Source organism: Streptomyces sp. SGAir0957, from assembly GCF_043523415.1.
On record NZ_CP027293.1, the window covers coordinates 6,979,615 to 7,006,392 of the forward strand.

19 protein-coding genes, 3 rRNA genes and 1 pseudogene are annotated in these 26,778 nt (G+C 67.6%); 17 read left to right on the forward strand and 6 right to left on the reverse strand.

Features of this window, described 5'->3' with window-relative positions; genetic code table 11:
- Positions 1 to 64 precede the first annotated feature (64 nt).
- Positions 65 to 157, reverse strand: a pseudogene (locus tag C1N81_RS36485) (D-alanyl-D-alanine dipeptidase); the annotation flags it as partial.
- A gap of 99 nt (positions 158 to 256) precedes the next feature.
- Here C1N81_RS36485 and C1N81_RS36490 point away from each other — a divergent pair.
- Positions 257 to 676: a hypothetical protein gene (locus C1N81_RS36490; RefSeq protein WP_394435657.1), complete on the forward strand. Its 420-nt coding sequence runs from the start codon at positions 257 to 259 to the stop codon at positions 674 to 676.
- Here the strand turns inward: C1N81_RS36490 and C1N81_RS36495 are convergent.
- Positions 673 to 1,476, reverse strand: coding sequence for a M15 family metallopeptidase (locus C1N81_RS36495; protein WP_394435658.1), 804 nt, complete (start codon positions 1,474 to 1,476; stop codon positions 673 to 675). The genes C1N81_RS36490 and C1N81_RS36495 overlap by 4 nt on opposite strands.
- A 93-nt stretch (positions 1,477 to 1,569) precedes the next feature.
- Between C1N81_RS36495 and C1N81_RS36500 the strand changes: the two genes are divergently transcribed.
- Positions 1,570 to 2,094: an NUDIX domain-containing protein gene (locus tag C1N81_RS36500; protein WP_394438468.1), complete on the forward strand. Its 525-nt coding sequence runs from the start codon at positions 1,570 to 1,572 to the stop codon at positions 2,092 to 2,094.
- Between the two features lie 29 nt (positions 2,095 to 2,123).
- Here the strand turns inward: C1N81_RS36500 and C1N81_RS36505 are convergent, their stop codons facing one another.
- Positions 2,124 to 4,406 (reverse strand): glycoside hydrolase family 31 protein, encoded by a 2,283-nt coding sequence (locus C1N81_RS36505; protein ID WP_394435659.1) that lies wholly within the window; start codon positions 4,404 to 4,406, stop codon positions 2,124 to 2,126.
- 214 nt (positions 4,407 to 4,620) lie between these two features.
- Here C1N81_RS36505 and C1N81_RS36510 point away from each other — a divergent pair, with 214 nt between their 5' ends.
- Both C1N81_RS36510 and C1N81_RS36515 read left to right on the forward strand, forming a co-directional pair.
- Positions 4,621 to 6,594 carry an acetoacetate--CoA ligase gene (locus C1N81_RS36510; RefSeq protein WP_394435660.1) on the forward strand — a complete coding sequence of 658 codons (1,974 nt, stop codon included), beginning with the start codon at positions 4,621 to 4,623 and terminating at the stop codon, positions 6,592 to 6,594.
- Between the two features lie 104 nt (positions 6,595 to 6,698).
- A complete protein-coding gene (locus tag C1N81_RS36515; RefSeq protein WP_394435661.1) occupies positions 6,699 to 7,601 on the forward strand; it encodes a hypothetical protein in 903 nt (300 codons plus the stop codon).
- Between the two features lie 208 nt (positions 7,602 to 7,809).
- On the opposite strand, the gene ptsP is transcribed toward C1N81_RS36515, so the two are convergent.
- Together ptsP and C1N81_RS36525 are read right to left on the reverse strand one after the other, a co-directional pair.
- Positions 7,810 to 9,480 (reverse strand): phosphoenolpyruvate--protein phosphotransferase, encoded by a 1,671-nt coding sequence (ptsP, locus tag C1N81_RS36520; RefSeq protein ID WP_394435662.1) that lies wholly within the window; start codon positions 9,478 to 9,480, stop codon positions 7,810 to 7,812.
- Between the two features lie 79 nt (positions 9,481 to 9,559).
- On the reverse strand, positions 9,560 to 10,009 hold the full coding sequence (locus tag C1N81_RS36525) for a PTS sugar transporter subunit IIA (protein WP_394435663.1): 450 nt from the start codon (positions 10,007 to 10,009) through the stop codon (positions 9,560 to 9,562).
- A gap of 703 nt (positions 10,010 to 10,712) precedes the next feature.
- Here C1N81_RS36525 and C1N81_RS36530 point away from each other — a divergent pair.
- From C1N81_RS36530 to C1N81_RS36590, 13 genes are all read left to right on the forward strand, one after another.
- Positions 10,713 to 12,238: ribosomal RNA gene (locus C1N81_RS36530) — 16S ribosomal RNA — on the forward strand.
- A gap of 311 nt (positions 12,239 to 12,549) precedes the next feature.
- A 23S ribosomal RNA gene (locus tag C1N81_RS36535) occupies positions 12,550 to 15,673 on the forward strand.
- Between the two features lie 88 nt (positions 15,674 to 15,761).
- A 5S ribosomal RNA gene (gene rrf, locus C1N81_RS36540) occupies positions 15,762 to 15,878 on the forward strand.
- Together the 16S, 23S and 5S rRNA genes form the textbook arrangement of a ribosomal RNA operon.
- A gap of 135 nt (positions 15,879 to 16,013) precedes the next feature.
- A complete protein-coding gene (locus tag C1N81_RS36545) occupies positions 16,014 to 16,622 on the forward strand; it encodes a CDP-alcohol phosphatidyltransferase family protein (RefSeq protein ID WP_394435664.1) in 609 nt (202 codons plus the stop codon).
- A gap of 113 nt (positions 16,623 to 16,735) precedes the next feature.
- Complete coding sequence (locus C1N81_RS36550) at positions 16,736 to 19,231, forward strand: sugar phosphate nucleotidyltransferase (protein ID WP_394435665.1); 2,496 nt, start codon at positions 16,736 to 16,738, stop codon at positions 19,229 to 19,231.
- A 104-nt stretch (positions 19,232 to 19,335) separates the two neighbouring features.
- A complete protein-coding gene (locus C1N81_RS36555) occupies positions 19,336 to 20,241 on the forward strand; it encodes a DUF881 domain-containing protein (RefSeq protein ID WP_394435666.1) in 906 nt (301 codons plus the stop codon).
- A complete protein-coding gene (locus C1N81_RS36560; RefSeq protein WP_031069011.1) occupies positions 20,238 to 20,570 on the forward strand; it encodes a small basic family protein in 333 nt (110 codons plus the stop codon). The genes C1N81_RS36555 and C1N81_RS36560 overlap by 4 nt, the downstream gene beginning before the upstream one ends.
- Before the next feature lie 5 nt (positions 20,571 to 20,575).
- Positions 20,576 to 21,505 carry a DUF881 domain-containing protein gene (locus C1N81_RS36565; protein WP_394435667.1) on the forward strand — a complete coding sequence of 310 codons (930 nt, stop codon included), beginning with the start codon at positions 20,576 to 20,578 and terminating at the stop codon, positions 21,503 to 21,505.
- 82 nt (positions 21,506 to 21,587) lie between these two features.
- Complete coding sequence (locus tag C1N81_RS36570; RefSeq protein ID WP_394438470.1) at positions 21,588 to 22,514, forward strand: FHA domain-containing protein; 927 nt, start codon at positions 21,588 to 21,590, stop codon at positions 22,512 to 22,514.
- Between the two features lie 23 nt (positions 22,515 to 22,537).
- The gene (locus C1N81_RS36575) at positions 22,538 to 23,266 is read left to right on the forward strand and encodes a transcriptional regulator FtsR (protein WP_394435668.1); all 729 of its coding nucleotides are present in this window, start codon (positions 22,538 to 22,540) and stop codon (positions 23,264 to 23,266) included.
- A gap of 86 nt (positions 23,267 to 23,352) precedes the next feature.
- Positions 23,353 to 23,826: a bifunctional nuclease family protein gene (locus C1N81_RS36580; protein ID WP_347731313.1), complete on the forward strand. Its 474-nt coding sequence runs from the start codon at positions 23,353 to 23,355 to the stop codon at positions 23,824 to 23,826.
- Positions 23,827 to 23,983: 157 nt separating this feature from the next.
- Positions 23,984 to 24,604 (forward strand): MerR family transcriptional regulator, encoded by a 621-nt coding sequence (locus tag C1N81_RS36585; RefSeq protein ID WP_394435669.1) that lies wholly within the window; start codon positions 23,984 to 23,986, stop codon positions 24,602 to 24,604.
- 46 nt (positions 24,605 to 24,650) lie between these two features.
- A complete protein-coding gene (locus tag C1N81_RS36590; protein WP_394435670.1) occupies positions 24,651 to 26,048 on the forward strand; it encodes a DNA polymerase IV in 1,398 nt (465 codons plus the stop codon).
- Between the two features lie 214 nt (positions 26,049 to 26,262).
- On the opposite strand, the gene C1N81_RS36595 is transcribed toward C1N81_RS36590, so the two are convergent.
- A complete protein-coding gene (locus C1N81_RS36595; protein WP_394435671.1) occupies positions 26,263 to 26,637 on the reverse strand; it encodes a PRC-barrel domain-containing protein in 375 nt (124 codons plus the stop codon).
- Positions 26,638 to 26,778 lie beyond the last annotated feature (141 nt).

The following is a 26,778-nucleotide window of genomic DNA, read 5'->3' on the forward strand; positions in this document are numbered from 1 at the left end:
TCCGTCTATTCCGTGAGGGCGCGACCGGGATCCGACGGGGGTGTTTCCGGCCGCGCCCTCCGGTTCACCGCCCCGCAAGCGACCGCCGGGAGACCGGGAAGTCGAAGTAGGTGTCGGGGAAGAGCTCGGGCTTGTAGGTGTAGTGCCACAGTCCTTCTCTTCAGTCGCTCGTCAGCAGGCAGCGGCTCACCTGTAGCGATCCCGGCCACTCCTCGCCGGAGGGCCCCGCTCTCCCGCGCTGGGTGATACTCGTCGCGTGGAGTGGTTCGAGGTAGCTCAAGCGGCGGAACGACGCCGCGACTGGAACATGGCCATCGCGCTGGTGAGCGCCCACGCGGAGTGCTTCTCCGCCGATCCCTCCAGGCATGACAGCCACCTGTGGCACATGGATCTGCTGGCGCGGGCGGATCGGTTCTCGGAGCTTACGGAGCGCGCAATCACTGATGTCCACGCGCGGCGGAGGCTCAACAGAGCGCTCCGCCAGCGGAGGATGGGAACGGCACTCCGTAACCGCGCCAGAGAGGGCGATCGCCATGCCCTCTATACCCTCATTCACCTGCTGTGCGAGACGAGTCGGATGCATGAGGCCGATCAAGCGGTCCAAGACCTAGGCCCGGATGATCAGTACGCACGCCAGATCGTGGCCAGTTTTCGATCGGCCGACTCGTCCGGCTAGGACGTGAGGGATCGGCGGCTCACCGGGAAGTCGTAGTACACGTCGCCCTGACTCGCCAAATGCGTGAAGTGCCACCACTCCTCAGGGAGATTCACGAACCCCTGCCCCGACAGCGCGTTGCGCAGCAGATCCCGGTTGGCCCGCTGCACGCCCTTGATGCGCGGATCATCCGTGTGCGCGAGCGTGTCGAAGCAGTCGAACCCGGTGCCCATGTCGACGGAATTGTCGGGGAACCGCTCCTTCTTGGGCCCGTAACAGGGCGTGAGCGACTCTCCGGGCACGTACGCGCGCGCGGGGCGGGCCGGCAGCTTCACGACGGTCAGATCGACCGTGGAGCCCCGGCTGTGCCCCGACTTCTCGGCGATGTAGCCGTCCGCGAACAACCGCGTCTTGTCGACCCGCGGATAGAACTCCGCCTTCATCCGCTGGTCGCCCAGGTCCTCGGCCCACCGGACGAAGTGGTCGACGGCCCGCTGCGGCCGGTAGCAGTCGTACACCTTCAGCGAGTAACCCTGCTTCAGGAGTCCGAGCTGCGCCTTGTGCAGAGCCTTCGCGGCAGGCCGCGTAAGGATGCACATCGGCTTCTTGTAGCCGTCGATCCGCTCGCCCACGAAGTCGTGCTCCGTGAAGTAGCGCATCTCCTGGATGATCGTGGGATCGACGTCGCTGAGCGCCACGAAGCCCTTGGGCGCCTTCGGTTCGGGCGCGGCCTGTGCGGTCGCCGGAGCGGCGGCCACGCCCAGCAGTGCGGCGGAAACCATGGCGGCGAGTCTGCGCAGTGCGGTGACGGTTGTGGTCATGGTCCCTGCGTCTATCAGGAGCCGACCCCTCCGGGGAAGACCGTGCCCGGGTGATCGGATACAGTCCGCGCCGTGTCCGAAGAAACCCACCCCATGGTCAACCCCGTTCCGGATTCCCACTGTTCGAGCTGTGGAGCCGCCTACGGGAACGAGGTGCACGGCTGGCCGCGCACCTGCCCGGCATGCGAGACCGTCGCCTACCGGAACCCGCTGCCCGTCGCGATCGCCCTGCAGCCCGTGTACGACACGGCCGGCACGGCACTGGTCGTGATCACCCGCAGCATCGCCCCCGCGCGCGGGGAGGCCGCTCTGCCAGGCGGCTTCATCGACAACCGCGAGGACTGGCGCCACGCCGTCGTCCGCGAGCTGAAGGAGGAGACCGGCATCGACGCGGCCGGCCGCGACGTGCGCCTCGTGGACGCCATGAGCGCCCCCGACGGCCACCTCCTGCTCTTCGGTCTCCTGCCCGAACGTCCGGCGGACCAGCTGCCCGACAGCGCCGCTACGGACGAGACGGAAGGCTGGCACCTCCTGCGCCACCCGGCCGAACTCGCCTTCCCGCTCCACACGGTGGCCGTCAAGGCATGGTTCGAGGGTCGTTACGCGCGTCCCTTGTGACCGTCCCCGCCCCCCGCTGAGACGCGCCCTCAGAGACCACGCAGCCGCACGGGGTACGGCGGCCTCCCATCGCCGCCGTTCCCCTCCACGACCACCCGCCCCTCGCGCCAGTGCACGCGGTACCGCTCGGCCTTCGGCTCCTCCCACCCGTCGCCCATGTCGGGCACGACCAGGCCACCGCCCGCACGCCCCGCCTCCGGACCCCACACCTCCAGCTCGGTCCCACCGCCCTCACCCCGTACGGGCACGACCGCGCCCGCGCGCGCGAGCACCGGAATCCGCGACAGGGGAGCGTCGACCGTCACCGGCCCCGGACCGTCGAACACCGCGCCGGTCGCCGTGTCGTGCCACCGCCCCTCGGGCAGCCGTACGCTCCTGCGCTCCACCCCGGGCTCCAGCACCGGAGCCACGATCAGACAGTCGCCCAGGAAGAAGGCGTCCCCGCAGTCCCGCAGGCCACGGTCCTCCGGAGCACCCCACCACAAGGGCCGCACGTACGGAGCACCCGTCTGCCGGGCCACGTGCGCGAGCGACATGAAGTACGGCGCGAGACGCCGCCGTCCCTGAAGCGCCACGCGCGCGTGGGCGAGCGCCTCGTCACCGACGCCCCACGGCTCCCGCCGCCCCACCCGCGACGCCGACCGCGTACGGAACAACGGCAGACAGGCGCCCAACTGGACCCCGCGCACGAAAAGCTCCGGCGACGGCTCCTCGTCGGCGCCGCTCACATCCGCTCCCGCGTACGGGATCCCGCACAGCCCGAGCCCGATCACCAGGGCCAGCGAGGCGCGCAGCCCGGACCAGCCGGCCGGCACGTCATCGCCGCACCACGCCCCGCCGTAGCGCTGCGTGCCCGCCCAGCCGCCCCGGCCGACCACGAAAGGCCGTTCCTGCGGGCGCAGTTCGCGTAGCCCCTCATACGCGGCGCGGGCCATGCACAGGGCGTACACGTTGTGCGCCTCGCGATGGTCGCCGCCTCGCCCTTCCAGCGCGTACCGGGCCGAGAGGGGGAACGACGCGGGCGCGCGCATGGCGTGCCAGAACCCCGAGAAGCCCTGCGCCACCCGCTCCTCGTAGAGACCGCCCCACCACTTCCGGACCTTCTCCGACGTGAAGTCCGGACAGACCGACCACACCGTCCCCACGCGCCCACGCACCCGGCGCCCGGACGCGTCGCGCACAAAGGTGTCGATCGCCCGCCCACTGTCGAACACCGCATTGCTGGCCACGGCCTCCACCTGCGGGATGACCTCGGCCACCAGCCGCACCCGGTCCTCCCGCACCTCCTCGGCCCATCGAGCCCCAGGACGCTCAATCTCCCCATGCACGGCCGCCAAGGGCAGACGAAGCCTCTCGAACCTGTCGACGACCCGGCCCACTTCCTCCTCGGCGTCGAGATCCCCGCGCGCGTAGTGGTGACCCAAAGCCCATGACGGCGGCACCGCGGGAGCCCCCGTCAGCCGCGTCCACGTATGCAGCACACGCGCGGGCGTGCCCACCACCACCCAGCAGCGCAACGGGCCGCCCGTCCGCAGCTCGCTCGTGCCCGGCCGGTCGTGCCCGGAACCCGCGCCCTCGCGCCCCTCCCGCAGCTTCACCGTGCCGTCCCACGTGGTGTCGTGGAACACCAGATGCGTGCCCGCGTCCGCGACCACCAGTTGCACCGGCATCCCCACCGACGACGACGCGTCCGCCGATCCGGGCACATCGCCCGGGTCGCTGTTCCACAGGGCGTACGTCCCGTCCCGCAGCCGCGGACCCTCCGCACGCCCCCCGAGCCCGAAGAACCGCGCGTCCGCCGCCACCTCGGAGCGCTGCACCCACCGGGCCTCCCCGCCACCCACCGGCTCCCACCAGCGCGGCGGCAGCGCACGCCGCAACAGCACCCCACCAGGCGTGCACACCGTGACAGCGCCGTGCCGTGACACCGCCACGGTCGCCCGCTCGGACACCACCCGCCAGCCGCCGTCCTTGTCCGGCTCCAGAACGGCACGCGCGTCCGCCTCGGGACACCGCCCCGCGACACCGTAGGACGGCGCCGGCTCGGCCCCGTCCCACCCCAGGAACACGGCACCGCTCACCGTCACCCTGACCAGCAGCCGCGACCGCTCGAAACGCACCAGACCGCCACCCGGCGCGGGCTCCGCCCCGACCACGCTCCCCGGCACCCGCGCCCGCTCCGGCCCCCGGCGGGCGAGGCCCGCGGAGTCCGCCCGGCGCCGCCGCCACGCCGCCCCCACGGCCCGCACCCCCTGGACCGGCCCCAGCAGGGAGAACACCTTCACCGAGCGCACCAGGCCACCACCGTCCATGCCGCTCACCCTGCCACTCGCCGACGCGCGCGCGGGCCGCGTTCAACTCCCGTTCACCCGTGGCCACCGCACATCCTCACGAGCCGCACTGTGTGGCGGACACCCTGGTGCCGCAATCGATCACATGACATCGTCCTCTCAGCCGCGTCACGCGCACACCCCAGCCCGTGCGCGCACAGGACGCACACGCCGCGTACTCTCCAGGAGCCGCACCATGACCACAGCGAACCCCTCGCCGCTCTGGCGGCCCGGACCGCAGCAGATCGCCGACGCGCGGATCACCCGGTTCCAGGCCTGGGCCGCAGACCGGTACGGCGCACCCGCGGACGGCGGCTACGAGGCCCTGCACCGCTGGTCCGTCACGGAGCTCGACACCTTCTGGAAAGCCGTCACCGACTTCTTCGACGTGCGCTTCACCCACCCCTACGCGCGCGTGCTGGGCAGCCGCGCCATGCCCGGCGCCGAATGGTTCCCCGGCGCCACCCTGAACTACGCGGCCCACGCCCTGCGCACCGCCGACGACCCCGCGCGCGCGGACACCCCCGCCATCCTCCACACGGACGAGACGCACGAGCTCCGCCCCGTCACCTGGGCGGAGCTGCGCGGCCAGGTCGGCTCGCTCGCCGCCGAACTGCGCGCCCTGGGCGTCCGCCCCGGCGACCGAGTCAGCGGCTACCTGCCCAACATCCCCGAAGCCGTCGTCGCCCTCCTGGCCACCGCGGCCGTCGGCGCCGTCTGGACGTCCTGCGCGCCCGACTTCGGTGCCCGCAGCGTCCTCGACCGCTTCCAGCAGGTCGAACCCGTCGTCCTGTTCACCGTCGACGGCTACCGCTACGGGGGCAAGGAGCACGACCGCCGTGACACCGTCGCGGAACTCCGCACCGAACTGCCCTCCTTGCGCGCAGTGGTGCACATCCCCCTGCTGGGCACCGACGCCCCGCAAGGCGCCCTCGAATGGTCGGCCCTCACCTCCGCCGACGTGGCGCCCGTCTACGAAGAGGTGCCCTTCGACCACCCCCTCTGGGTGCTCTACTCCTCCGGCACCACCGGCCTGCCCAAGGCCATCGTCCAGTCCCAGGGCGGCATCCTCGTCGAGCACCTCAAACAGCTCGGCCTGCACTGCGACCTCGGCCCCGACGACCGGTTCTTCTGGTACACCTCCACCGGCTGGATGATGTGGAACTTCCTCGTCTCCGGCCTCCTGACCGGCACCACGATCGTCACGTACGACGGCAGCCCCGGCTTTCCCGACACCGGCGCGCAATGGGCCATCGCCGAACGCACCGGAGCCACCCTGTACGGCACCTCCGCCGCGTACGTCATGGCCTGCCGCAAGGCCGGCGTGCACCCTTCCCGCGACTACGACCTCACGCGCGTGAAGTGCGTGGCCACCACCGGCTCCCCGCTCCCGCCCGACGGTTTCCGCTGGCTCCACGACGAGGTCCGCGCCGACCTCTGGACCGCCTCCGTCAGCGGGGGCACCGACGTCTGCTCCTGCTTCGCGGGAGCCGTGCCCACCCTCCCCGTCCACATCGGCGAGCTCCAGGCCCCCGGCCTCGGCACGGACCTGCGTGCCTGGGACCCCGAAGGCAACGACCTCACCGACGAGGTCGGCGAACTCGTCGTCACCAACCCCATGCCGTCCATGCCGATCCGCTTCTGGAACGACCCCGACGGCAGCCGCTACCACGACAGCTACTTCGACACCTACCCCGGCGCCTGGCGCCACGGCGACTGGATCACCCTCACCTCCCGCGGCTCCGTCGTCATCCACGGCCGCTCCGACTCCACCCTCAACCGCCAGGGTGTCCGCATGGGCTCCGCCGACATCTACGAAGCCGTCGAACGCCTCCCCGAGATCCGCGAGTCCCTCGTCATCGGCCTCGAACAGCCCGACGGTGGCTACTGGATGCCCCTCTTCGTCCACCTCGCCCCCGGCGCCACCCTCGACGACGACCTGCGCGCCCGCATCAAGCAGGTCATCCGCGAACAGCTCTCCCCGAGGCACGTCCCCGACGAGATCATCGAAGCCCCCGGCGTCCCGCACACCCTGACCGGCAAGCGCATCGAGGTCCCGGTCAAGCGACTGCTCCAGGGCACCCCGCTGGAGAAGGCGGTCAACCCCGGCTCCATCGACAACCTCGAACTGCTCCGGTTCTACGAGGAGATCGCCCGCGGACGAGCCTGACGGCCGAGCGGCGTCCGGCCTGGTCAGGCCCGCCCCGGGGCCGTTGTCATTGCCGCCGATTACTCTGAGTGAGCATCGATCGACGAGCGCACTCAGGGGGAATCATGACGAACACCCAGCACGGCCGGACGACCAGCACCCGGACCATCCTGCGCCGCGAGATCGCGGGAACCATCGGCCTGCTCGCCGACGAACACGACTTCACGCGGATGCGGCGCTACCGCAGCTTCACCTTCGACGACCACACGGCGTACCTGCGCCAGGTCGAGTCCCTGCTCAAATCCCTGGCGGCGACGGGCGGCCACACCACCGTCGCCCTCTTCGACCCCGACGAGTACGCCGAGTTCTGCGCGGACGGGGGCCTCGAACCCGACACCCCGACCAGCCGCACCCGCTTCACCGCGGAACTGGCGTCGACAGGTCCCTCGCTCCCGTACGAGGGACAACCCCTCGCCGATCTCGTGCCCCGGCTCGTCGAAGAAGCCGTCCGCCGGGCGACCTGGGAGTACGCCTCCTCCGTCCTCGCCCGCACCGGCCCCTGCCCGGCTTGCGGCGAGGACATCGGCCGCACCGCCTTCGCCCGCGCCTCGTACCTGGTGGCGCGAGCCGTCGACACCATCGGGGACGGCCTCCACCACTGGGTGTGCAGCGTCCCCACCGGGCAGCAGACGCTGTTCGCGGTACTCCACATCGACGCCCGGACACCCGGCACCGTCCGTCTCGACGAGACGTCGGCGATGGAACTGACGACCGTCATGGCGCTCGCCCTCGTCACCGACACCCCCTGCGCCCTGGTCGTCCGGACCACCGTGGACCACAGCGCCCGCGTCTACGGCTGGCGCCTGAAGGAGAAACGCCTCCAGCAGCTGACCGCCGCCCAGGTCTTCGACGCGTACTGCACCGACACGGTCTCCGGCGACCTGACCGCACCCGAACCGGGTGTCGAGTACTGCACAGCGCCCGAAGTGGAGGGCCTCGCCGCCTTGGAGGGCCGCGACTGCCACTGAACCGCAGGCAAGTACAGACCCGCTGACAGCGACGACAGCGACGACAGCGACGACAGCGACGACAGCGACGACAGCGACGACAGCGACGACAGCGACGACAGCGACGACAGCGACGACAGCGCTGAGGGCGCCCCACCCGAAGGTGAAGCGCCCTCAGAAGAGCCCGCGGCCCGGAGCCCTGTGGGCCGGCCGGGCTGCGGCTCGTCGCCTACTCGCCGGACAGGACGGCCTGCGCGGCGGCACGCGCCTCGTCGGCGGAGTCCGCGGCGCGGGCGGCGGCGGCCGCCCGCTCGCACTGGGCCAGCGTGTGCTTGCCGAGCGTTGCGCGGACGTAGGGGATCGAGGCGGCACCCATGGAGAGGGAGGTGACACCCAGACCGGTCAGCACACAGGCGAGGAGCGGGTCGGACGCGGCCTCACCGCAGACGCCACAGCTCTTGCCCTCGGCCTTGGCCGCCTCGGCGGACAGCGCGACCAAATCGAGCAGCGCGGGCTGCCACGGGTCCTGCAGCCGCGACACGGCACCGACCTGACGGTCGGCCGCGAAGGTGTACTGGGCCAGGTCGTTGGTGCCGAGCGAGAGGAACTCGACCTCCTGCAGCACCGAGCGGGCACGCAGCGCGGCGGACGGAATCTCGACCATCGCACCGAACTTGGCCTGCAGACCGGCCTCGCGGCAGGCGTCGGCGAACGCCTTGGCGTCGGACCGGTCGGCCACCATCGGAGCCATGACCTCGAGATAGACCGGCAGCCCCTCGACGGCCTTCGCCAGCGCAGTCAGCTGCGTACGCAGGACCTCGGGGTGGTCGAGGAGGGAGCGCAGCCCCCGCACGCCCAGAGCCGGGTTGGGCTCGTCGGCCGGGGTCAGGAAGTCGAGCGGCTTGTCGGCGCCGGCGTCGAGCACGCGCACGACGACCCGGCCCTCGGGGAAGGCCTCGAGCACCTGGCGGTACGCCTCGACCTGCTTCTCCTCCGACGGCGCCTGCTTGCTGTCGTCGAGGAAGAGGAACTCGGTGCGGAAGAGACCGACGCCCTCGGCACCCGCCTCGACGGCGGCGGGAACGTCCGCCGGGCCACCGATGTTGGCGAGCAGCGGCACCTTGTGCCCGTCCGACGTGGCGCCGGGCCCGGTCGAAGCGGACAGCGCGGCCTTGCGCTCGGCGGCGGACGCCTCAAGGGCGGCCCGCTTCTCCGCGGTCGGGTCGACGAAGATCTCGCCCGTGCTGCCGTCGACGGCGACGACGGTGCCCTCCGCCAGCTCTCCGGCGCCCGGCAGCGCCACGACAGCGGGCACACCAAGAGCGCGCGCGAGGATGGCGCTGTGGCTGGTCGGCCCGCCCTCCTCGGTCACGAAGCCGAGCACGAGCGCGGGGTCGAGCAGCGCGGTGTCGGCGGGGGCGAGGTCACGGGCGATGAGCACGTACGGCTTGTCGCTGTCCGGCACGCCGGGCATGGGAACCCCGAGCAGACGGGCGACGATACGATTCCGCACATCGTCGAGGTCCGCGACCCGGCCCGCCATGTACTCGCCGGCACCCGCGAGAAGCTCGCGGTAGTGCGAGAAGGCGTCGTAGATACCCCGCTCCGCCGAACTGCCGACCGTGATCCGGCGGTCGACGTCGGCGATCAGCTCAGGGTCCTGAGCGATCATGGCCTGGGCCTCGAGCACCATCTGCGCCTCGCCACCGGCCAGATTGCCGCGGGCGATCAGGTCCGCCGCGACAGCCTCGACGGCCTGGCGGGCGCGCCCCTGTTCGCGCTCGGCCTCCTCCGGCGGAATCTGCTTGGCCGGCGGCTCGAGCACGGCGGTCCCCATGTGCCGGACCTCGCCGATCGCCACACCGTGGCTCACACCGACGCCGCGAAGCGTTGTCTCCATCTCACCGTCTCCGATAGTGCGGCGGCCCGAGCCGCCGCGTTGGTTGTGCTGCTGCCGGCAGTCCGCGAACGGACGTCCGTCACTTCCAGCTGAAGAGAAGGTCCCCAGCCGCGACGTCGCCATCCTCGACGACGTCCGACAGTGACTCGGCGCTGGCCTCGAGCGCGACGACCGGGCACACCGGCGACTTGCCGGCCTCCTCGACCGCGGCCGGGTTCCAGCGGACCACGGCCTGGCCGCGCTGAACGGTGTCGCCCTTGTTGACGAGCAGCTCGAAGCCCTCACCGTTGAGCTGGACGGTGTCGATGCCCAGGTGCGTCAGCACACCGTGCCCCTGGTCGTCCACGACGACGAAGGCATGCGGGTGCAGGGAGACGACGATGCCGTCCACGGGAGCGACGGCCTCGGAGGGCTCACGGACGGGGTCGATGGCGGTGCCGGGGCCGACCATGGCGCCGGAGAACACCGGGTCAGGCACGGTGGAGAGCCCGATGGCGCGTCCTACAAGAGGGGACGACACACTGGTCATGGCAAGCCTCCCAGGGGGCGGAGATTCTTGAGCGCCGTCACGGTTGTGCTGGACGGCGTACTGTGCAAAGGCGTACTGTTCAGAAGCGTAAGTCATAAAAAGTCCCGGTTCCGCACCAGAGGTACCGGTTGGCTGACGTAGGGGCGCCCGGCAAACGATTTGCGCCGCACCCTGACCCCCATGTACTGTCGTACCCCTGCCTGGGACGGACCGACGTCTTCGAACGTCCGTTGGCCCGGCAGCTTCTATCAAGTCAACCTTAACTTTGCTCAGCTTTCGCATGTCTGCGGATGCCTGGTTAGAGGGCCGGAAAAACACTGATAGAGTTCGGAATCGCCGAAGGGAGACCGCGAAAAGCGGAATTCCGGAAGCAAGAGCGGTAAAAAGCAAAACCCCCGAGGAAATCGGATCGGAGAGATCTGATAGAGTCGGAAACGCAAGACAGCAAGACCGAAGGGAAGCGCCCGGAGGAAAGCCGCGAGAGAGTCTCTCGGGTGAGTACAAAGGAAGCGTCCGTTCCTTGAGAACTCAACAGCGTGCCAAAAGTCAACGCCAGATATGTTGATTACCCCGTCTCCGGCCGTCATCTGATGGTTGGGGCGAGGTTCCTTTGAAATAAACACAGCGAGGACGCTGTGACCGGACGGGACTATTCCTCCTGTCTGGTCCGCTCTCGTGGTGTCACCCCGATCACGGGGAAACATTCACGGAGAGTTTGATCCTGGCTCAGGACGAACGCTGGCGGCGTGCTTAACACATGCAAGTCGAACGATGAAGCCCTTCGGGGTGGATTAGTGGCGAACGGGTGAGTAACACGTGGGCAATCTGCCCTTCACTCTGGGACAAGCCCTGGAAACGGGGTCTAATACCGGATAACACTTCCGTCCTCCTGGACGGTGGTTAAAAGCTCCGGCGGTGAAGGATGAGCCCGCGGCCTATCAGCTTGTTGGTGAGGTAATGGCTCACCAAGGCGACGACGGGTAGCCGGCCTGAGAGGGCGACCGGCCACACTGGGACTGAGACACGGCCCAGACTCCTACGGGAGGCAGCAGTGGGGAATATTGCACAATGGGCGAAAGCCTGATGCAGCGACGCCGCGTGAGGGATGACGGCCTTCGGGTTGTAAACCTCTTTCAGCAGGGAAGAAGCGAAAGTGACGGTACCTGCAGAAGAAGCGCCGGCTAACTACGTGCCAGCAGCCGCGGTAATACGTAGGGCGCAAGCGTTGTCCGGAATTATTGGGCGTAAAGAGCTCGTAGGCGGCTTGTCACGTCGGTTGTGAAAGCCCGGGGCTTAACCCCGGGTCTGCAGTCGATACGGGCAGGCTAGAGTGTGGTAGGGGAGATCGGAATTCCTGGTGTAGCGGTGAAATGCGCAGATATCAGGAGGAACACCGGTGGCGAAGGCGGATCTCTGGGCCATTACTGACGCTGAGGAGCGAAAGCGTGGGGAGCGAACAGGATTAGATACCCTGGTAGTCCACGCCGTAAACGGTGGGAACTAGGTGTTGGCGACATTCCACGTCGTCGGTGCCGCAGCTAACGCATTAAGTTCCCCGCCTGGGGAGTACGGCCGCAAGGCTAAAACTCAAAGGAATTGACGGGGGCCCGCACAAGCAGCGGAGCATGTGGCTTAATTCGACGCAACGCGAAGAACCTTACCAAGGCTTGACATACACCGGAAAACCCTGGAGACAGGGTCCCCCTTGTGGTCGGTGTACAGGTGGTGCATGGCTGTCGTCAGCTCGTGTCGTGAGATGTTGGGTTAAGTCCCGCAACGAGCGCAACCCTTGTTCTGTGTTGCCAGCATGCCCTTCGGGGTGATGGGGACTCACAGGAGACCGCCGGGGTCAACTCGGAGGAAGGTGGGGACGACGTCAAGTCATCATGCCCCTTATGTCTTGGGCTGCACACGTGCTACAATGGCCGATACAATGAGCTGCGATACCGCAAGGTGGAGCGAATCTCAAAAAGTCGGTCTCAGTTCGGATTGGGGTCTGCAACTCGACCCCATGAAGTTGGAGTTGCTAGTAATCGCAGATCAGCATTGCTGCGGTGAATACGTTCCCGGGCCTTGTACACACCGCCCGTCACGTCACGAAAGTCGGTAACACCCGAAGCCGGTGGCCCAACCCCTTGTGGGAGGGAGCTGTCGAAGGTGGGACTGGCGATTGGGACGAAGTCGTAACAAGGTAGCCGTACCGGAAGGTGCGGCTGGATCACCTCCTTTCTAAGGAGCATCTAGGCCGCCAAGCTTGCTTGGTGGTCCAGGGCCATAACGTCGGCAAACGTTCGACGGTGGTTGCTCATGGGTGGAACGTTGACTATTCGGCACACTTGATCGTCTTCTCCTTCCAGTACTGCTCTTCGGAGCGTGGAACGTTGAGGGAAGCGGCGAGGGTGTCGGGCACGCTGTTGGGTATCTGAGGGTACGGACTTGTTCCCGACCTCAATGCCGGCCCCGGTAAAGATTCGCGTGAGCGGGTTGTGACGGGTGGTTGGTCGTTGTTTGAGAACTGCACAGTGGACGCGAGCATCTGTGGCCAAGTTTTTAAGGGCGCACGGTGGATGCCTTGGCACCAGGAACCGATGAAGGACGTGGGAGGCCACGATAGTCCCCGGGGAGTCGTCAACCAGGCTTTGATCCGGGGGTTTCCGAATGGGGAAACCCGGCAGTCGTCATGGGCTGTCACCCGCTGCTGAACACATAGGCAGTGTGGAGGGAACGCGGGGAAGTGAAACATCTCAGTACCCGCAGGAAGAGAAAACAACCGTGATTCCGGGAGTAGTGGCGAGCGAAACTGGATGAGGCCAAACCGTATACGTGTGAGACCCGGCAGGGGTTGCGTATGCGGGGTTGTGGGATCTCTCTTTTACAGTCTGCCGGCTGTGAGACGAGTCAGAAACCGTTGATGTAGGCGAAGGACATGCGAAAGGTCCGGCGTAGAGGGTAAGACCCCCGTAGTCGAAACGTCAGCGGCTCGTTTGAGAGACACCCAAGTAGCACGGGGCCCGAGAAATCCCGTGTGAATCTGGCGGGACCACCCGTTAAGCCTAAATATTCCCTGGTGACCGATAGCGGATAGTACCGTGAGGGAATGGTGAAAAGTACCGCGGGAGCGGAGTGAAATAGTACCTGAAACCGTGTGCCTACAAGCCGTGGGAGCGTCGCTGTATGTGCTTGCACATGCAGTCGTGACTGCGTGCCTTTTGAAGAATGAGCCTGCGAGTTTGCGGTGTGTTGCGAGGTTAACCCGTGTGGGGAAGCCGTAGCGAAAGCGAGTCCGAATAGGGCGATTTAGTAGCGCGCTCAAGACCCGAAGCGGAGTGATCTAGCCATGGGCAGGTTGAAGCGGAGGTAAGACTTCGTGGAGGACCGAACCCACCAGGGTTGAAAACCTGGGGGATGACCTGTGGTTAGGGGTGAAAGGCCAATCAAACTCCGTGATAGCTGGTTCTCCCCGAAATGCATTTAGGTGCAGCGTCGTGTGTTTCTTGCCGGAGGTAGAGCACTGGATAGGCGATGGGCCCTACCGGGTTACTGACCTTAGCCAAACTCCGAATGCCGGTAAGTGAGAGCGCGGCAGTGAGACTGTGGGGGATAAGCTCCATGGTCGAGAGGGAAACAGCCCAGAGCATCGACTAAGGCCCCTAAGCGTACGCTAAGTGGGAAAGGATGTGGAGTCGCACAGACAACCAGGAGGTTGGCTTAGAAGCAGCCACCCTTGAAAGAGTGCGTAATAGCTCACTGGTCTAGTGATTCCGCGCCGACAATGTAGCGGGGCTCAAGCGTACCGCCGAAGTCGTGTCATTGCAGCAATACGCCCAACGGCGGCTGTGATGGGTAGGGGAGCGTCGTGTGCCGGGTGAAGCCGCAGCGGAAGCTAGTGGTGGACGGTTCACGAGTGAGAATGCAGGCATGAGTAGCGATACACACGTGAGAAACGTGTGCGCCGATTGACTAAGGGTTCCTGGGTCAAGCTGATCTGCCCAGGGTAAGTCGGGACCTAAGGCGAGGCCGACAGGCGTAGTCGATGGATAACCGGTTGATATTCCGGTACCCGCTGTGAAGCGTCAAACATCGAATCCAGTGATGCTAAGGCCGTGAAGCCGTTCCGGACCCTTCGGGGAATGGAAAGTGGTGGAGCCGCCGGTCCAATCTGGTAGTAGGTGAGTGATGGGGTGACGCAGGAAGGTAGTCCAGCCCGGGCGGTGGTTGTCCCGGGGTAAGGGTGTAGGCCGTGCGGTAGGTAAATCCGTCGCACATTAAGGCTGAGACCTGATGCCGAGCCGATTGTGGTGAAGTGGATGATCCTATGCTGTCGAGAAAAGCCTCTAGCGAGTTTCATGGCGGCCCGTACCCTAAACCGACTCAGGTGGTCAGGTAGAGAATACCGAGGCGTTCGGGTGAACTATGGTTAAGGAACTCGGCAAAATGCCCCCGTAACTTCGGGAGAAGGGGGGCCATCACTGGTGATCCGATTTACTCGGTGAGCTGGGGGTGGCCGCAGAGACCAGCGAGAAGCGACTGTTTACTAAAAACACAGGTCCGTGCGAAGCCGTAAGGCGATGTATACGGACTGACGCCTGCCCGGTGCTGGAACGTTAAGGGGACCGGTTAGTGCACTTTCGGGTGTGCGAAGCTGAGAACTTAAGCGCCAGTAAACGGCGGTGGTAACTATAACCATCCTAAGGTAGCGAAATTCCTTGTCGGGTAAGTTCCGACCTGCACGAATGGCGTAACGACTTCTCGACTGTCTCAACCATAGGCCCGGTGAAATTGCACTACGAGTAAAGATGCTCGTTTCGCGCAGCAGGACGGAAAGACCCCGGGACCTTTACTACAGTTTGATATTGGTGTTCGGTTCGGCTTGTGTAGGATAGGTGGGAGACTGTGAACTCTGGACGCCAGTTCAGGGGGAGTCGTCGTTGAAATACCACTCTGGTCGTGCTGGATGTCTAACCTGGGTCCGTGATCCGGATCAGGGACAGTGTCTGATGGGTAGTTTAACTGGGGCGGTTGCCTCCTAAAGAGTAACGGAGGCGCCCAAAGGTTCCCTCAGCCTGGTTGGTAATCAGGTGTTGAGTGTAAGTGCACAAGGGAGCTTGACTGTGAGACCGACGGGTCGAGCAGGGACGAAAGTCGGGACTAGTGATCCGGCGGTGGCTTGTGGAAGCGCCGTCGCTCAACGGATAAAAGGTACCCCGGGGATAACAGGCTGATCTTCCCCAAGAGTCCATATCGACGGGATGGTTTGGCACCTCGATGTCGGCTCGTCGCATCCTGGGGCTGGAGTCGGTCCCAAGGGTTGGGCTGTTCGCCCATTAAAGCGGTACGCGAGCTGGGTTTAGAACGTCGTGAGACAGTTCGGTCCCTATCCGCTGTGCGCGTAGGAGTCTTGAGAAGGGCTGTCCCTAGTACGAGAGGACCGGGACGGACGAACCTCTGGTGTGCCAGTTGTCCTGCCAAGGGCATGGCTGGTTGGCTACGTTCGGAAAGGATAACCGCTGAAAGCATCTAAGCGGGAAGCCTGCTTCGAGATGAGGACTCCCACCCCCTTTGAGGGGTTAAGGCTCCCAGTAGACGACTGGGTTGATAGGCCAGATCTGGAAGCCCGGTAACGGGTGGAGGTGACTGGTACTAATAGGCCGAGGGCTTGTCCTCAGTTGCTCGCGTCCACTGTGTTGGTTCTGAAACCACGAACAACCGTTTGTAGCCATGGTCACGGCTCCGGTTGACAGTTTCATAGTGTTTCGGTGGTCATAGCGTGAGGGAAACGCCCGGTTACATTCCGAACCCGGAAGCTAAGCCTCACAGCGCCGATGGTACTGCAGGGGGGACCCTGTGGGAGAGTAGGACGCCGCCGAACTAATTGTAGAGAAAAGCCCCGTGCCATTGGCACGGGGCTTTTCTGCGTTCAGACGCACCCCCTGCTCGACGCCGACGGGGCTGAGGGTAAAGTCAGGGGGCATCGTTGGCTCGTTTCCCCACAGGAGGCCCCCGGGTGGAGGTCCAGGAGACCCGTGTCCAGACGGACCGGGTGCTCACCATCCCGAACATCCTCAGCATGGCGCGTCTCGTCGGCGTACCCCTCTTCCTGTGGCTCATCCTCAGGCCTGAGTTCGGCGGGCCGAAGAGCGACGGCTGGGCACTGCTGGTGCTCGCGTTCAGCGGGGTCAGCGACTATCTCGACGGGAAGCTCGCCCGCCGCTGGAACCAGATCAGCAACCTCGGCCGGCTCCTCGACCCCGCTGCCGACCGGCTCTACATTCTGTCGACCCTGGTCGGTCTGACATGGCGGGAGATCCTTCCCATTTGGCTGACCGCCATACTGCTGGCGCGTGAGCTGGTTCTCCTGGTGATGGTGGGGATCCTTCGCCGCCACGGCTATCCGCCGCCGCAGGTGAACTTCCTCGGCAAGGCCGCCACGTTCAACCTGATGTACGCGTTCCCGCTGCTGCTACTCAGTGACGGGGACGGTTGGATCCACGAACTCGCTGCTATTTTCGGATGGGCGTTCGCCGGTTGGGGTACAACCCTGTATTGGTGGGCAGGGATCCTGTACATGGTCCAAGTCCGCCGACTTGTCAGGGCGGACTCCACGGCTGATTGAGCTCGCCATTCGGTCTTCGGTGAAGCCGAGTGGCCCGCGTCACAAGAACTGCGGGTTATCGGACGGGCGAAGTCGGCCGGACCGTCGTCTCTTTCAAGGAGGACGCTTCCGACATGAAGGCCGTCGTGATGGCCGGAGGCGAGGGCACCCGCCTTCGCCCCATGACCTCGAGTATGCCCAAGCCGCTCCTGCCGGTGGCCAACCGGCCGATCATGGAGCACGTGCTCAGGCTGCTCAAGCGGCATGGGCTTACCGAAACCGTGGTCACTGTGCAGTTCCTGGCCTCACTGGTCAAGAACTACTTCGGGGATGGCGAGGAGCTCGGTATGGAGCTCACCTATGCCAACGAGGAGAAGCCACTCGGCACCGCCGGCAGCGTGAAGAACGCTGAGGAAGCGCTGAAGGACGACGCGTTCCTCGTCATCTCCGGTGACGCCCTGACCGATTTCGACCTCACTGAACTCATCAATTTCCACAAGGAAAAGGGAGCACTCGTCACCGTCTGTCTGACGCGTGTCCCCAACCCGCTGGAATTCGGAATCACCATCGTCGACGAGGAAGGCAAGGTCGAGCGCTTCCTGGAGAAGCCGACCTGGGGCCAGGTCTTCTCCGACACGGTGAACACGGGCATCTACGTGATGGAACCGGAGGTCTTCGACTACGTCGAGGCCGACAAGTCCGTCGACTGGTCCGGCGACGTCTTCCCGCAGCTGATGAAGGAAGGCAAGCCGGTCTACGGCTACGTCGCCGAGGGGTACTGGGAGGACGTAGGTACCCACGAGAGCTACGTGAAGGCCCAGGCGGACGTCCTGGAGCGCAAGGTCGACGTCGAGATCGACGGGTTCGAGATCTCGCCGGGCGTCTGGGTCGCCGAGGGTGCCGAGGTCCACCCCGACGCGACGCTGCGCGGGCCGCTCTACATCGGTGACTACGCCAAGGTCGAAGCCGATGTGGAAATTCGCGAACACACGGTCGTGGGCTCCAACGTCGTCGTGAAGAGCGGGGCCTTCCTGCACAAGGCCGTCGTGCACGACAACGTCTACATCGGGCAGCAGTCCAATCTGCGCGGCTGCGTGGTCGGCAAGAACACCGACATCATGCGGGCCGCCCGGATCGAGGACGGCGCCGTCATCGGCGACGAGTGCCTGGTCGGTGAAGAATCGATCGTTCAGGGCAATGTGCGGGTCTACCCGTTCAAGACGGTCGAGGCCGGTGCCTTCGTCAACACCTCGGTGATCTGGGAGTCGCGCGGACAGGCCCATCTGTTCGGCGCCCGCGGCGTCTCCGGCATCCTGAACGTGGAGATCACCCCCGAGCTGGCGGTGCGGCTCGCGGGCGCGTATGCGACGACCCTGAAGAAGGGGTCGACCGTGACCACCGCACGTGACCACTCGCGTGGTGCGCGTGCGCTGAAGCGGGCCGTCATCTCCGCCCTGCAGGCCAGCGCCATCGACGTACGGGACCTGGAGAACGTGCCGCTGCCGGTGGCCAGACAGCAGACCGCGCGAGGCAGCGCCGGCGGCATCATGATCCGGACGACGCCGGGTGTGCCGGACTCCGTCGACATCATGTTCTTCGACGAGCGTGGGGCGGACCTGTCGCAGGCCAGTCAGCGCAAGCTCGACCGGGTGTTCGCGCGGCAGGAGTACCGGCGGGCGTTCCCGGGTGAGATCGGCGACCTGCACTTCCCGTCCAGCGTGTTCGACTCGTACACCGGGTCGCTGCTGCGGAACGTGGACACGACCGGGATCGCCGAGGCCGGGCTCAAGGTCGTCGTCGACGCGTCCAACGGAAGCGCCGGGCTCGTGCTGCCCAGCCTTCTCGGCCGCCTCGGCGTCGACTCGCTGACGATCAACCCGGGGCTCGACGAGTCCCGGCCCACCGAGACCGCCGATGCCCGGCGGGCCGGCCTTGTGCGGCTCGGGGAGATCGTGGCGTCGGCGCGGGCCGCGTTCGGCGTGCGGTTCGACCCGGTCGGCGAGCGCCTTTCGCTCGTCGACGAGAAGGGGCGGATCGTCGAGGACGACCGGGCGCTGCTCGTCATGCTCGACCTCGTCGCCGCCGAGCGGCGCAGTGGGCGGGTCGCACTGCCGGTGACGACCACGCGGATCGCCGAGCAGGTGGCCGCGTACCACGGCACGCAGGTGGAGTGGACGAACACGTCGCCCGACGACCTCACGCGCGTGGGCCGCGAGGACGAGACGATCTTCGGTGGTGACGGGCGCGGCGGCTTCATCATCCCGGAGTTCAGCAGCGTGTTCGACGGCACGGCGGCCTTCGTGCGGCTGATCGGCCTGGTCGCCCGGACGCAGCTGACGCTGAGCCAGATCGACGCCCGTATCCCGCGGGCGCACGTCATCAAGCGCGATCTGGCGACTCCGTGGGCGGTCAAGGGCCTTGTCATGCGTCGCGTCGTGGAGGAGGCGGGCGACCGGTCCGTGGACACCACCGACGGCGTGCGGGTGGTCGAGGCGGACGGGCGCTGGGTCATGGTCCTGCCCGACCCGGCCGAGGCTGTCACGCACCTGTGGGCGGAGGGCCCCGACGACGCCTCCGCGCAGCAACTGCTCGACGAGTGGGCGGCGGTGGTGGACAGCGCGGGGCGCTGAACCACCCGTAGCCGCACGTGAGGTCGGTCCGGTCGGCACCCGTCACGGGTGCCGACCGGCGCGCCGACGGGGCCATTCGGAGGTAACGGCCGCGACGTGCGACGATGTGCGGCATGCCGCAGCAGCCCCCCGTTCGGAGCACTCCTCAGCGCCCTCCGCGCCCCGACGCCTCCATGTCGCTGCTGACCAACGTCATGGACCACAGCCTGGACGACGGGTACGCGGAGGCGACGGCCCGGATGCGGGCCTCGGGGCAGAGCGGAATGCCCAAGACGCTGCGTGCGAAGCTGGGGCTCGCGGCGGGGCTCGTGCTCGCCGCGCTCGTGGTGACCGTGGGGGCCGCGCAGGCCCGGGTCGCCGCGCCGGTGGTGGCCAAGGAGCGCGAGGAACTGATCGACCGCATCGACGAGGAGACCGCGGCCGCCGACAAGCTGGAGGGCCGGGTCGACTCGCTGCGGACCGACGTGGGGGAGAGGCAGCGCGAGGCGCTGAAGAAACACGGCGGTGAACAGGGCGAGTTGATGGGCGTGCTGTCGGGCGCCATTCCCGTGCACGGGCCCGGGATCAAGCTCGTCGTCGACGACGCCAAGTCGGCCGAGTCCGGCGGCGGGAGCGGGCCGCGCGAGAGCGCGGGGTTCTCCGACACCGGGCGGGTGCGCGACCGCGACATGCAGCGGGTGATCAACGGCCTGTGGGAGTCCGGCGCCGAGGCCGTCAGCATCAACGGGCAGCGGCTCACCGCCCTGTCCGCGATCAGGGCCGCGGGTGACGCGATACTGGTCGACAACAAACCGCTGGTGCCGCCGTACGCGGTGCTCGCGGTGGGGGACGGCCAGCGGCTGAGCACCCGGTTCCAGAACAGTTCCGACGGGCTGTATCTGCACGCCCTGCAGGAGAACTTCGGGATCCGGACCAGCATCTCGGCCCAGGACGACGTCCAGCTGCCCGCCGCACCCAGCGTGATCGTACGTACAGCACAGCCGGTAGCAGAGCAGAAGGGCACATCGTGATCGCCGTACTGGGCCTCGTCGTGGGAGTCGTGGTCGGGTTGTTCGTCAGGCCCGAGGTGCCGGCAGTGGTGGAGCCCTACCTCCCGATCGCCGTCGTCGCGGCGCTCGACGCGGTGTTCGGCGGGCTGCGCGCCATGCTGGACGGGATCTTCGTCGACAAGGTGTTCGTCGTGTCGTTCCTGTCGAACGTCGTCGTGGCCGCCCTCATCGTCTTCCTGGGCGACAAGCTGGGTGTCGGCGCGCAGCTGTCCACGGGCGTCGTCGTGGTGCTCGGTATCCGCATCTTCTCCAACGCGGCCGCCATCCGTCGGCACGTCTTCAGGGCGTGACGCCGATGAGTACGGAGCACGGCAAACACGCCGACAACACAGGGCACGGCAAGCACGCCGACAACACGGCGCACGGCAAGCACGCCGAGCACGCCGAGAGCACGGAGCAGCACCGCTACCGCAAGGAGCTGCCCGCCGAGGTGCCGGTGAGCAGCAGCGAGGCACCGGCCGTCGCGGCGGCGCCGGAGCCGGGCGGCGAGGCGGGGCTCACCGGGCGGCAGCGGCTCGTACAGGGGCTCTGGCCGCCGCGCGTGTCGCGCGCGCAACTGACCGTCGCCGTGCTGCTGTTCGTCCTCGGCCTCGGACTCGCCATCCAGGTGCGCTCGAACAGTGACGACAACAGCGCGTTGCGCGGCGCGCGACAAGAAGATCTTGTTCGTATCCTCGATGAACTCGATGACCGCACTCAACGTCTGGAAGATGAGAAGCAAGGTCTCGAGGATCAGCGGACCGAGCTGGAGAACAGCTCGGACCAGGCCGAGGAGGCGCGCAAGCAGACGGTGGAGAAGGAACGGCAGCTCGGCATCCTGGCGGGCACCGTGGCCGCGCAGGGCCCCGGGATCACCCTGACGGTCACCGACCCGAAGGGTGCCGTCGAGGCGGACATGCTGCTCGACGCGGTGCAGGAGCTGCGCGCGGCGGGCGCCGAGGCGATCCAGGTGAACGACGTGCGCGTCGTGGCCAACACGTATCTGACGGACGCGAGTGGAGGGAAGGGGGTCAGCGTGGACGGGCACAAGATCGGGCAGCCGTACGTCTTCAAGGTGATCGGCAAGCCGCAGGACCTCGAACCGGCCCTCAACATCCCCGGAGGTGTGGTGCAGACACTGGAGAAGGAGCAGGCCACCGTGGTGGTGAACCGCTCCCAGAAGATCATCGTGGACGCCTTGCGGGCGGCGCGGCAGCCTGATTACGCTCGGTCGTCCTCCGAGTGAGGCGAAGGGGCATGGGGGATGTCGTGCAAGGGCATGAGGTTGCGGGGGGTCGCCGCACCGGAGACGGGGTGTGTGGTGGAAACTGTTTGGCGGATCCGGACGTTGTGAGGATGTCCGTGTCCATGATGTACGCCGATGTGTGCAGTCAGGGTTCGTCCTGCCCCACGGGCGGGTCTGTTTCGGTCAAGGGGAATCGCCCGTGAAGTTGTTTGCGAAGTTGTTCGGCAAGAGCGCGCGTGAGGACAACCGTCACCGTGCGTCGCGCCAGGGAGATGTGCCGGAGACGCAGGTGGGCGAGCGCCCCCTGTTCCGGGACCAGGTGGGTGGCCAGGGCGCGTCGTCTGTTGACCCTGCCGGTGGCGGCCGCATAGGTTTCGGGGAACCGTCAGCCTCAGGTACGGGTGGACAGTTCGGCTCCGGCCCGTACGCGTCCCAGGCCCCCGCGGGGCAGCCGCGGCAGGAGGATCCGTCCATGTCGGCCCTGGTGTGTACGAGGTGCGGGAACCGGAACGGCGAGAACAGCCGGTTCTGCTCCAACTGCGGTGCTCCGCTGCGCGGCGGCGCCGCGCCCGAGGGACCGTCGGAGACGACGTCCACGATCTCCATCTCGGGACTCGAGTCCTACGACCCGGAGGCCACGGGGCAGACGCAGCTGCCGGCCCTGTCGCCCGAGGCGCAGGCCGCGGTCGACGCGCTGCCGCTGGGCTCCGCGCTCCTGGTGGTGCGCCGCGGCCCGAACTCGGGAAGCCGCTTCCTCCTGGACGGCGACCTCACCACGGCGGGGCGCCACCCGCAGAGCGACATCTTCCTCGACGACGTGACCGTGTCGCGCCGCCACGTGGAGTTCCGTCGCCAGCAGGACGGCTCGTTCACGGTGTCGGACGTCGGCAGCCTCAACGGGACGTACGTGAACCGTGAGCGCATCGACTCCGTGCTCCTGAACAACGGTGACGAGGTGCAGATCGGCAAGTACCGGCTGGTCTTCTACGCGAGCCAGCGGGGTATCTGACCCAGCCAACCTCAGGAAGGTCCATGCTTCATACACCGAGGGGCGGTGCCGGATCGGGCACCGCCACCGCGGGCAGTCGGTCGATGAGCATCGGCACCGTGCTGAACGTGTTGCGCGACGAGTTTCCCGAGGTCACCATCTCCAAGATCAGGTTCTTGGAGTCCGAGGGCCTCGTCGAGCCGCAGCGGACGCCCTCGGGCTACCGCAAGTTCAGCGCGGACGATGTCGAGCGCCTCGCCCACGTCCTGCGGATGCAGCGGGACCACTATCTGCCCCTGAAGGTCATCAAGGAGCAGCTCGACGCGCTGGAGCGGGGCGAGACCCCCTCCGCGCCCGCGGGAAGGCCCGGTGACGGTCCGGAGGACGCCGAGAGCGCTCCCACGGCCGCGCGCGTTGGCCGGGACGAGCTGCTCGCCGCCGCGGGGATCGACGAGGGGGACCTCGACGAGTGGGAGTCGTACGGGCTCATCGCCCCGTTGCCGGACGGCGGTTACGACGCCACGGCCGTATCGGTCGCCGAGCTGGTGGGTGAGCTCGGCCGGTTCGGCATCGAGCCGCGGCACCTGCGGGTGATGCGGGCCGCCGCGGACCGGGAGGCCGGCCTCGTCGACTCCGTCGTCGCGCCGCTCAAGGTGCACCGCAATCCGCAGACCAGGGCCCTGGCGCAGGCGCGGGCCAAAGAACTGGCCGGTCTCACCGTGCGACTGCACGCCGCTCTGGTGCAAACTGCACTTGGCGTGCGTCTGCCCTGATCACAGGGGTGGGCGAAAGCCGTGGGCCCCGGCCGCGGCGCATGCCCGACTACCCAAACCGGCCGGGCACGTCCTAGGGTTGCTGTGTGAACGAGCTCGACGTCGTAGGTGTCCGGGTGGAAATGCCCTCCAACCAGCCGATCGTGCTCCTGCGTGAAGTGGGAGGCGACCGTTACCTCCCCATCTGGATCGGACCGGGGGAGGCGACGGCGATCGCCTTCGCCCAGCAGGGCATGGCCCCGGCGCGGCCGCTGACGCACGACCTGTTCAAGGACGTGCTGGAGGCGGTCGGGCAGGAGCTCACCGAAGTACGCATCACCGATTTGCGGGACGGGGTCTTCTACGCGGAACTGGTGTTCGCGAGCGGGGTCGAGGTCAGTGCCCGCCCGTCCGACGCCATAGCGCTCGCGCTGCGCACCGGGACGCCGATCTTCGGCAGCGACGGGGTCCTGGACGACGCGGGCATCGCGATCCCGGACGAGCAGGAGGACGAGGTGGAGAAGTTCCGCGAGTTCCTCGACCAGATCTCGCCCGAGGATTTCGGGACCAACAGCCAGTGAGCGCCCGTCCCGGCACATTCGGCTAGCCTTTCCCCGCGGCGGGACACGGGAAACCACTCGTAGGGTGATTATCACTCGGCGTGGCGAGTGTGGCGTTCGTTGACGCACCCCTTGTGACTGCCTACCGTCGTGAAGGCAGGTCACAGAGGAGGTCGGCGTGAGAAGCAGCGGCGACGGTACGGCGACGGGCGGTCCGTACTCGTTTCACGGCAGCGCGGCCGATCACACTCCGCAGCGCCCGCAGGCAGTGTCTGCGGTGGCGGGGGAGAGCGGCGACGCGGCGTCCGAGCAGATCGGATACCGGGGGCCGACCGCGTGCGCGGCGGCCGGCATCACTTATCGACAACTCGACTACTGGGCCAGAACGGGCCTAGTCGAGCCGAGCGTGCGGGCCGCGTACGGATCGGGGACGCAGCGGCTCTACAGCTTCCGGGACGTCGTCGTCCTGAAGGTCGTCAAGCGCTTCCTCGACACCGGGGTCTCGCTGCAGAACATCCGCACGGCCGTGCAGCACCTGCGGGAGCAGGGCTTCCGCGACCTGGAGCGCATGACGCTCATGAGCGACGGCGCGACGGTCTACGAGTGCACGTCGCCCGCCGAGGTGCACGAGTTGCTCCAGGGCGGGCAGGGGATCTTCGGCATCGCGGTGGGCGTGGTCTGGCGGGACGTGGACCGCGCCCTTTCGCAGCTGCACGGGGAGCGGGTGGACACGGGCGAGACGCTGGTCGGGAACAACCCGGCGGACGAGCTGGCGAGGCGGCGCAACCGGGCCGTGTGACGTGCCTGCGCCCGCGTTGTCAGTGGCGTAGGGCAGCATCGGTGATGTGAGAGCCGCGCCGACGATCCTGCATCTCGACATGGACGCCTTCTACGCCTCGGCGGAACAGGCGGCCAAGCCGAGCCTGCGCGGGAAAGCGGTCGTCGTGGGCGGGCTCGGGCCACGCGGGGTCGTGGCCACCGCGTCGTACGAGGCCCGGAAGTTCGGGGTGCACTCGGCGATGCCGATGGGGCAGGCGCGCCGGCTCGCCCCGCACGCCGCGTACCTGGTGCCCCGGTTCCGGTTGTACCGGGAGATCAGCGAGCAGGTGATGGGGCTGCTGCGGGAGCTTTCGCCGCTGGTGGAGCCCCTGAGCCTGGACGAGGCGTTCGTCGACCTGGAGGCCGGTGAGGTGGCCTGGGACGAAGCGTCCGCCGAGGCCGTGGGGGTGCGGCTGCGCGCGGACATCCGCCGGGTCACCGGACTGACCGGATCGGTCGGGCTCGCCGCGTCCAAGATGCTGGCGAAGATCGCCTCCGAGGAGGCCAAACCGGACGGGCTCGTGCTGATACGGCCCGGGACCGAGCGGGCACTGCTCGGCCCGAAGTCCGTACGGATCCTGCCCGGCGTCGGGCCCGCCACCGGGGACCATCTGCGCCGGGCCGGGATCCTCACCGTCGCGGAGATCGCCGAGGCGGGCGAGGACGAGCTGGTGCGGCTGCTCGGGAAGTCGCACGGGGCGCATCTGTACGCGATGGCGCTGGCCCATGACGAGCGGCCCGTGGTCGCCGAGCGGGACTCCAAATCGGTGTCGGTCGAGGACACCTACGACGTGGACATCCACGAGCGGGTGAGGGTGCGGGGCGAGGTCCAGCGGCTCGCGGACCGGTGCGTGGAGCGGCTGCGGGCGGCCGGGCGCTCGGGCCGGACCGTCGTCCTGAAGGTGCGCCGCTACGACTTCTCGACGCTGACGCGCTCCGAGACGCTGCGGGGGCCCACGGACGACCCCGGGGTGGTGCGGGAGGCTGCCGCGCGCCTCCTGGAGGCCGTGGACACGACGGGCGGTGTGCGCCTGCTCGGGGTCGGGGTGAGCGGCCTCGCCGACTTCACGCAGGAGGATCTGTTCGCGCAGGCGGCTGCCGCCGAGGAGGAGGTCCGGGGCGGCGCGCAGGACGCGGTGGAGGCGCCTGAGGAGCGGCCCGAGCCCGTGGAGGCCCCGGCCGCGTCGGCCGAGCGGCGCTACATGGCGGGCCACGACGTGCGGCACGCGGAGTACGGCCCCGGCTGGGTCCAGGGGAGCGGCCTCGGGCGGGTCACGGTCCGCTTCGAGACCCCGTACGAGGCGGTCCCCGGCCGGGTCAGGACGTTCCTGGTCGACGACCCGCAACTGGAGCCGACGGAACCGCTGCCGCTGGTGGAGCGGGCGGAGGAGGCGGAGGGGGCCGAGGTGCGGGGAGCGCACTGAGCGGGAGTGGCCCAGGCCGATCTTCGCTGAAAGAGGCAGCAAAGCCCGGCGGGCCGGTGCGCGGCTGCGGTGCGGTGAGAGCCGCTGGGGAGGCGGGGCGGCGCCCGGGCGTACAGGGGTGAGGCCGCCCGACCAGCCGCCCAGGGGTGCGCCGGGGGAGTCGGCGGCAGGGGCCGGGCCGCTGTCCCCGGGGGCGCCAGGGGCGTTGAGGGTGCTAGGGGCGTTCGGTCTCTTTGCCCGCGATGGTGCCGAACTCCGTGTCCGGCGGGGCCGGGACCGTCGTGTCCAGGCCGTAGTGGTGGTAGAGCTGCAGTTCCTGCTGGGGGGAGAGGTGGCGGCCCACGCCGAAGTCGGGGGAGTCCTTGATCAGGGCGCGGTCGAAGGGGACACGCAGGGTGCCGTCGACGAGTCGGCTGGGCGCCAGGGGGATGAAGGCGTCGCGGCTGAAGAGACCGGTGCGTATCGCGGCCCATTCCGGGATGCCGGTGGCGTCGTCGAGGTAGACCTCGTCGATCGTGCCGATCTTGGCTCCGGTCCGGTCGAACGCTTTGCGGCCGATCAAGGTGCGCGGATCGATGTCGGTCTGCACGGGCCCTCCAGCAGGTCGCGACTCGTCGGGAAACGCTACAGACTCGCTCGAGCGGCGACGACGAACAGGTCCGTAAGCGCTACGAAATCGGTGGTAAGCACTACGAAAGAGCACATCGGGCAAGGCGGCCACTCGGGGGCT

Coding starts and splice junctions, on each gene's coding strand:
- ptsP (WP_394435662.1), bottom strand. CDS start 9,480: ATGGAGACAACGCTTCGCGGCGTCGGTGTGAGCCACGGTGTGGCGATC.
- C1N81_RS36500 (WP_394438468.1), top strand. CDS start 1,570: ATGGTCAACCCCGTTCCGGATTCCCACTGTTCGAGCTGTGGAGCCGCC.
- C1N81_RS36495 (WP_394435658.1), bottom strand. CDS start 1,476: ATGACCACAACCGTCACCGCACTGCGCAGACTCGCCGCCATGGTTTCC.
- C1N81_RS36525 (WP_394435663.1), bottom strand. CDS start 10,009: ATGACCAGTGTGTCGTCCCCTCTTGTAGGACGCGCCATCGGGCTCTCC.
- C1N81_RS36565 (WP_394435667.1), top strand. CDS start 20,576: ATGAGTACGGAGCACGGCAAACACGCCGACAACACAGGGCACGGCAAG.
- C1N81_RS36550 (WP_394435665.1), top strand. CDS start 16,736: ATGAAGGCCGTCGTGATGGCCGGAGGCGAGGGCACCCGCCTTCGCCCC.
- C1N81_RS36575 (WP_394435668.1), top strand. CDS start 22,538: ATGCTTCATACACCGAGGGGCGGTGCCGGATCGGGCACCGCCACCGCG.
- C1N81_RS36510 (WP_394435660.1), top strand. CDS start 4,621: ATGACCACAGCGAACCCCTCGCCGCTCTGGCGGCCCGGACCGCAGCAG.
- C1N81_RS36505 (WP_394435659.1), bottom strand. CDS start 4,406: ATGGACGGTGGTGGCCTGGTGCGCTCGGTGAAGGTGTTCTCCCTGCTG.
- C1N81_RS36555 (WP_394435666.1), top strand. CDS start 19,336: ATGTGCGGCATGCCGCAGCAGCCCCCCGTTCGGAGCACTCCTCAGCGC.
- C1N81_RS36515 (WP_394435661.1), top strand. CDS start 6,699: ATGACGAACACCCAGCACGGCCGGACGACCAGCACCCGGACCATCCTG.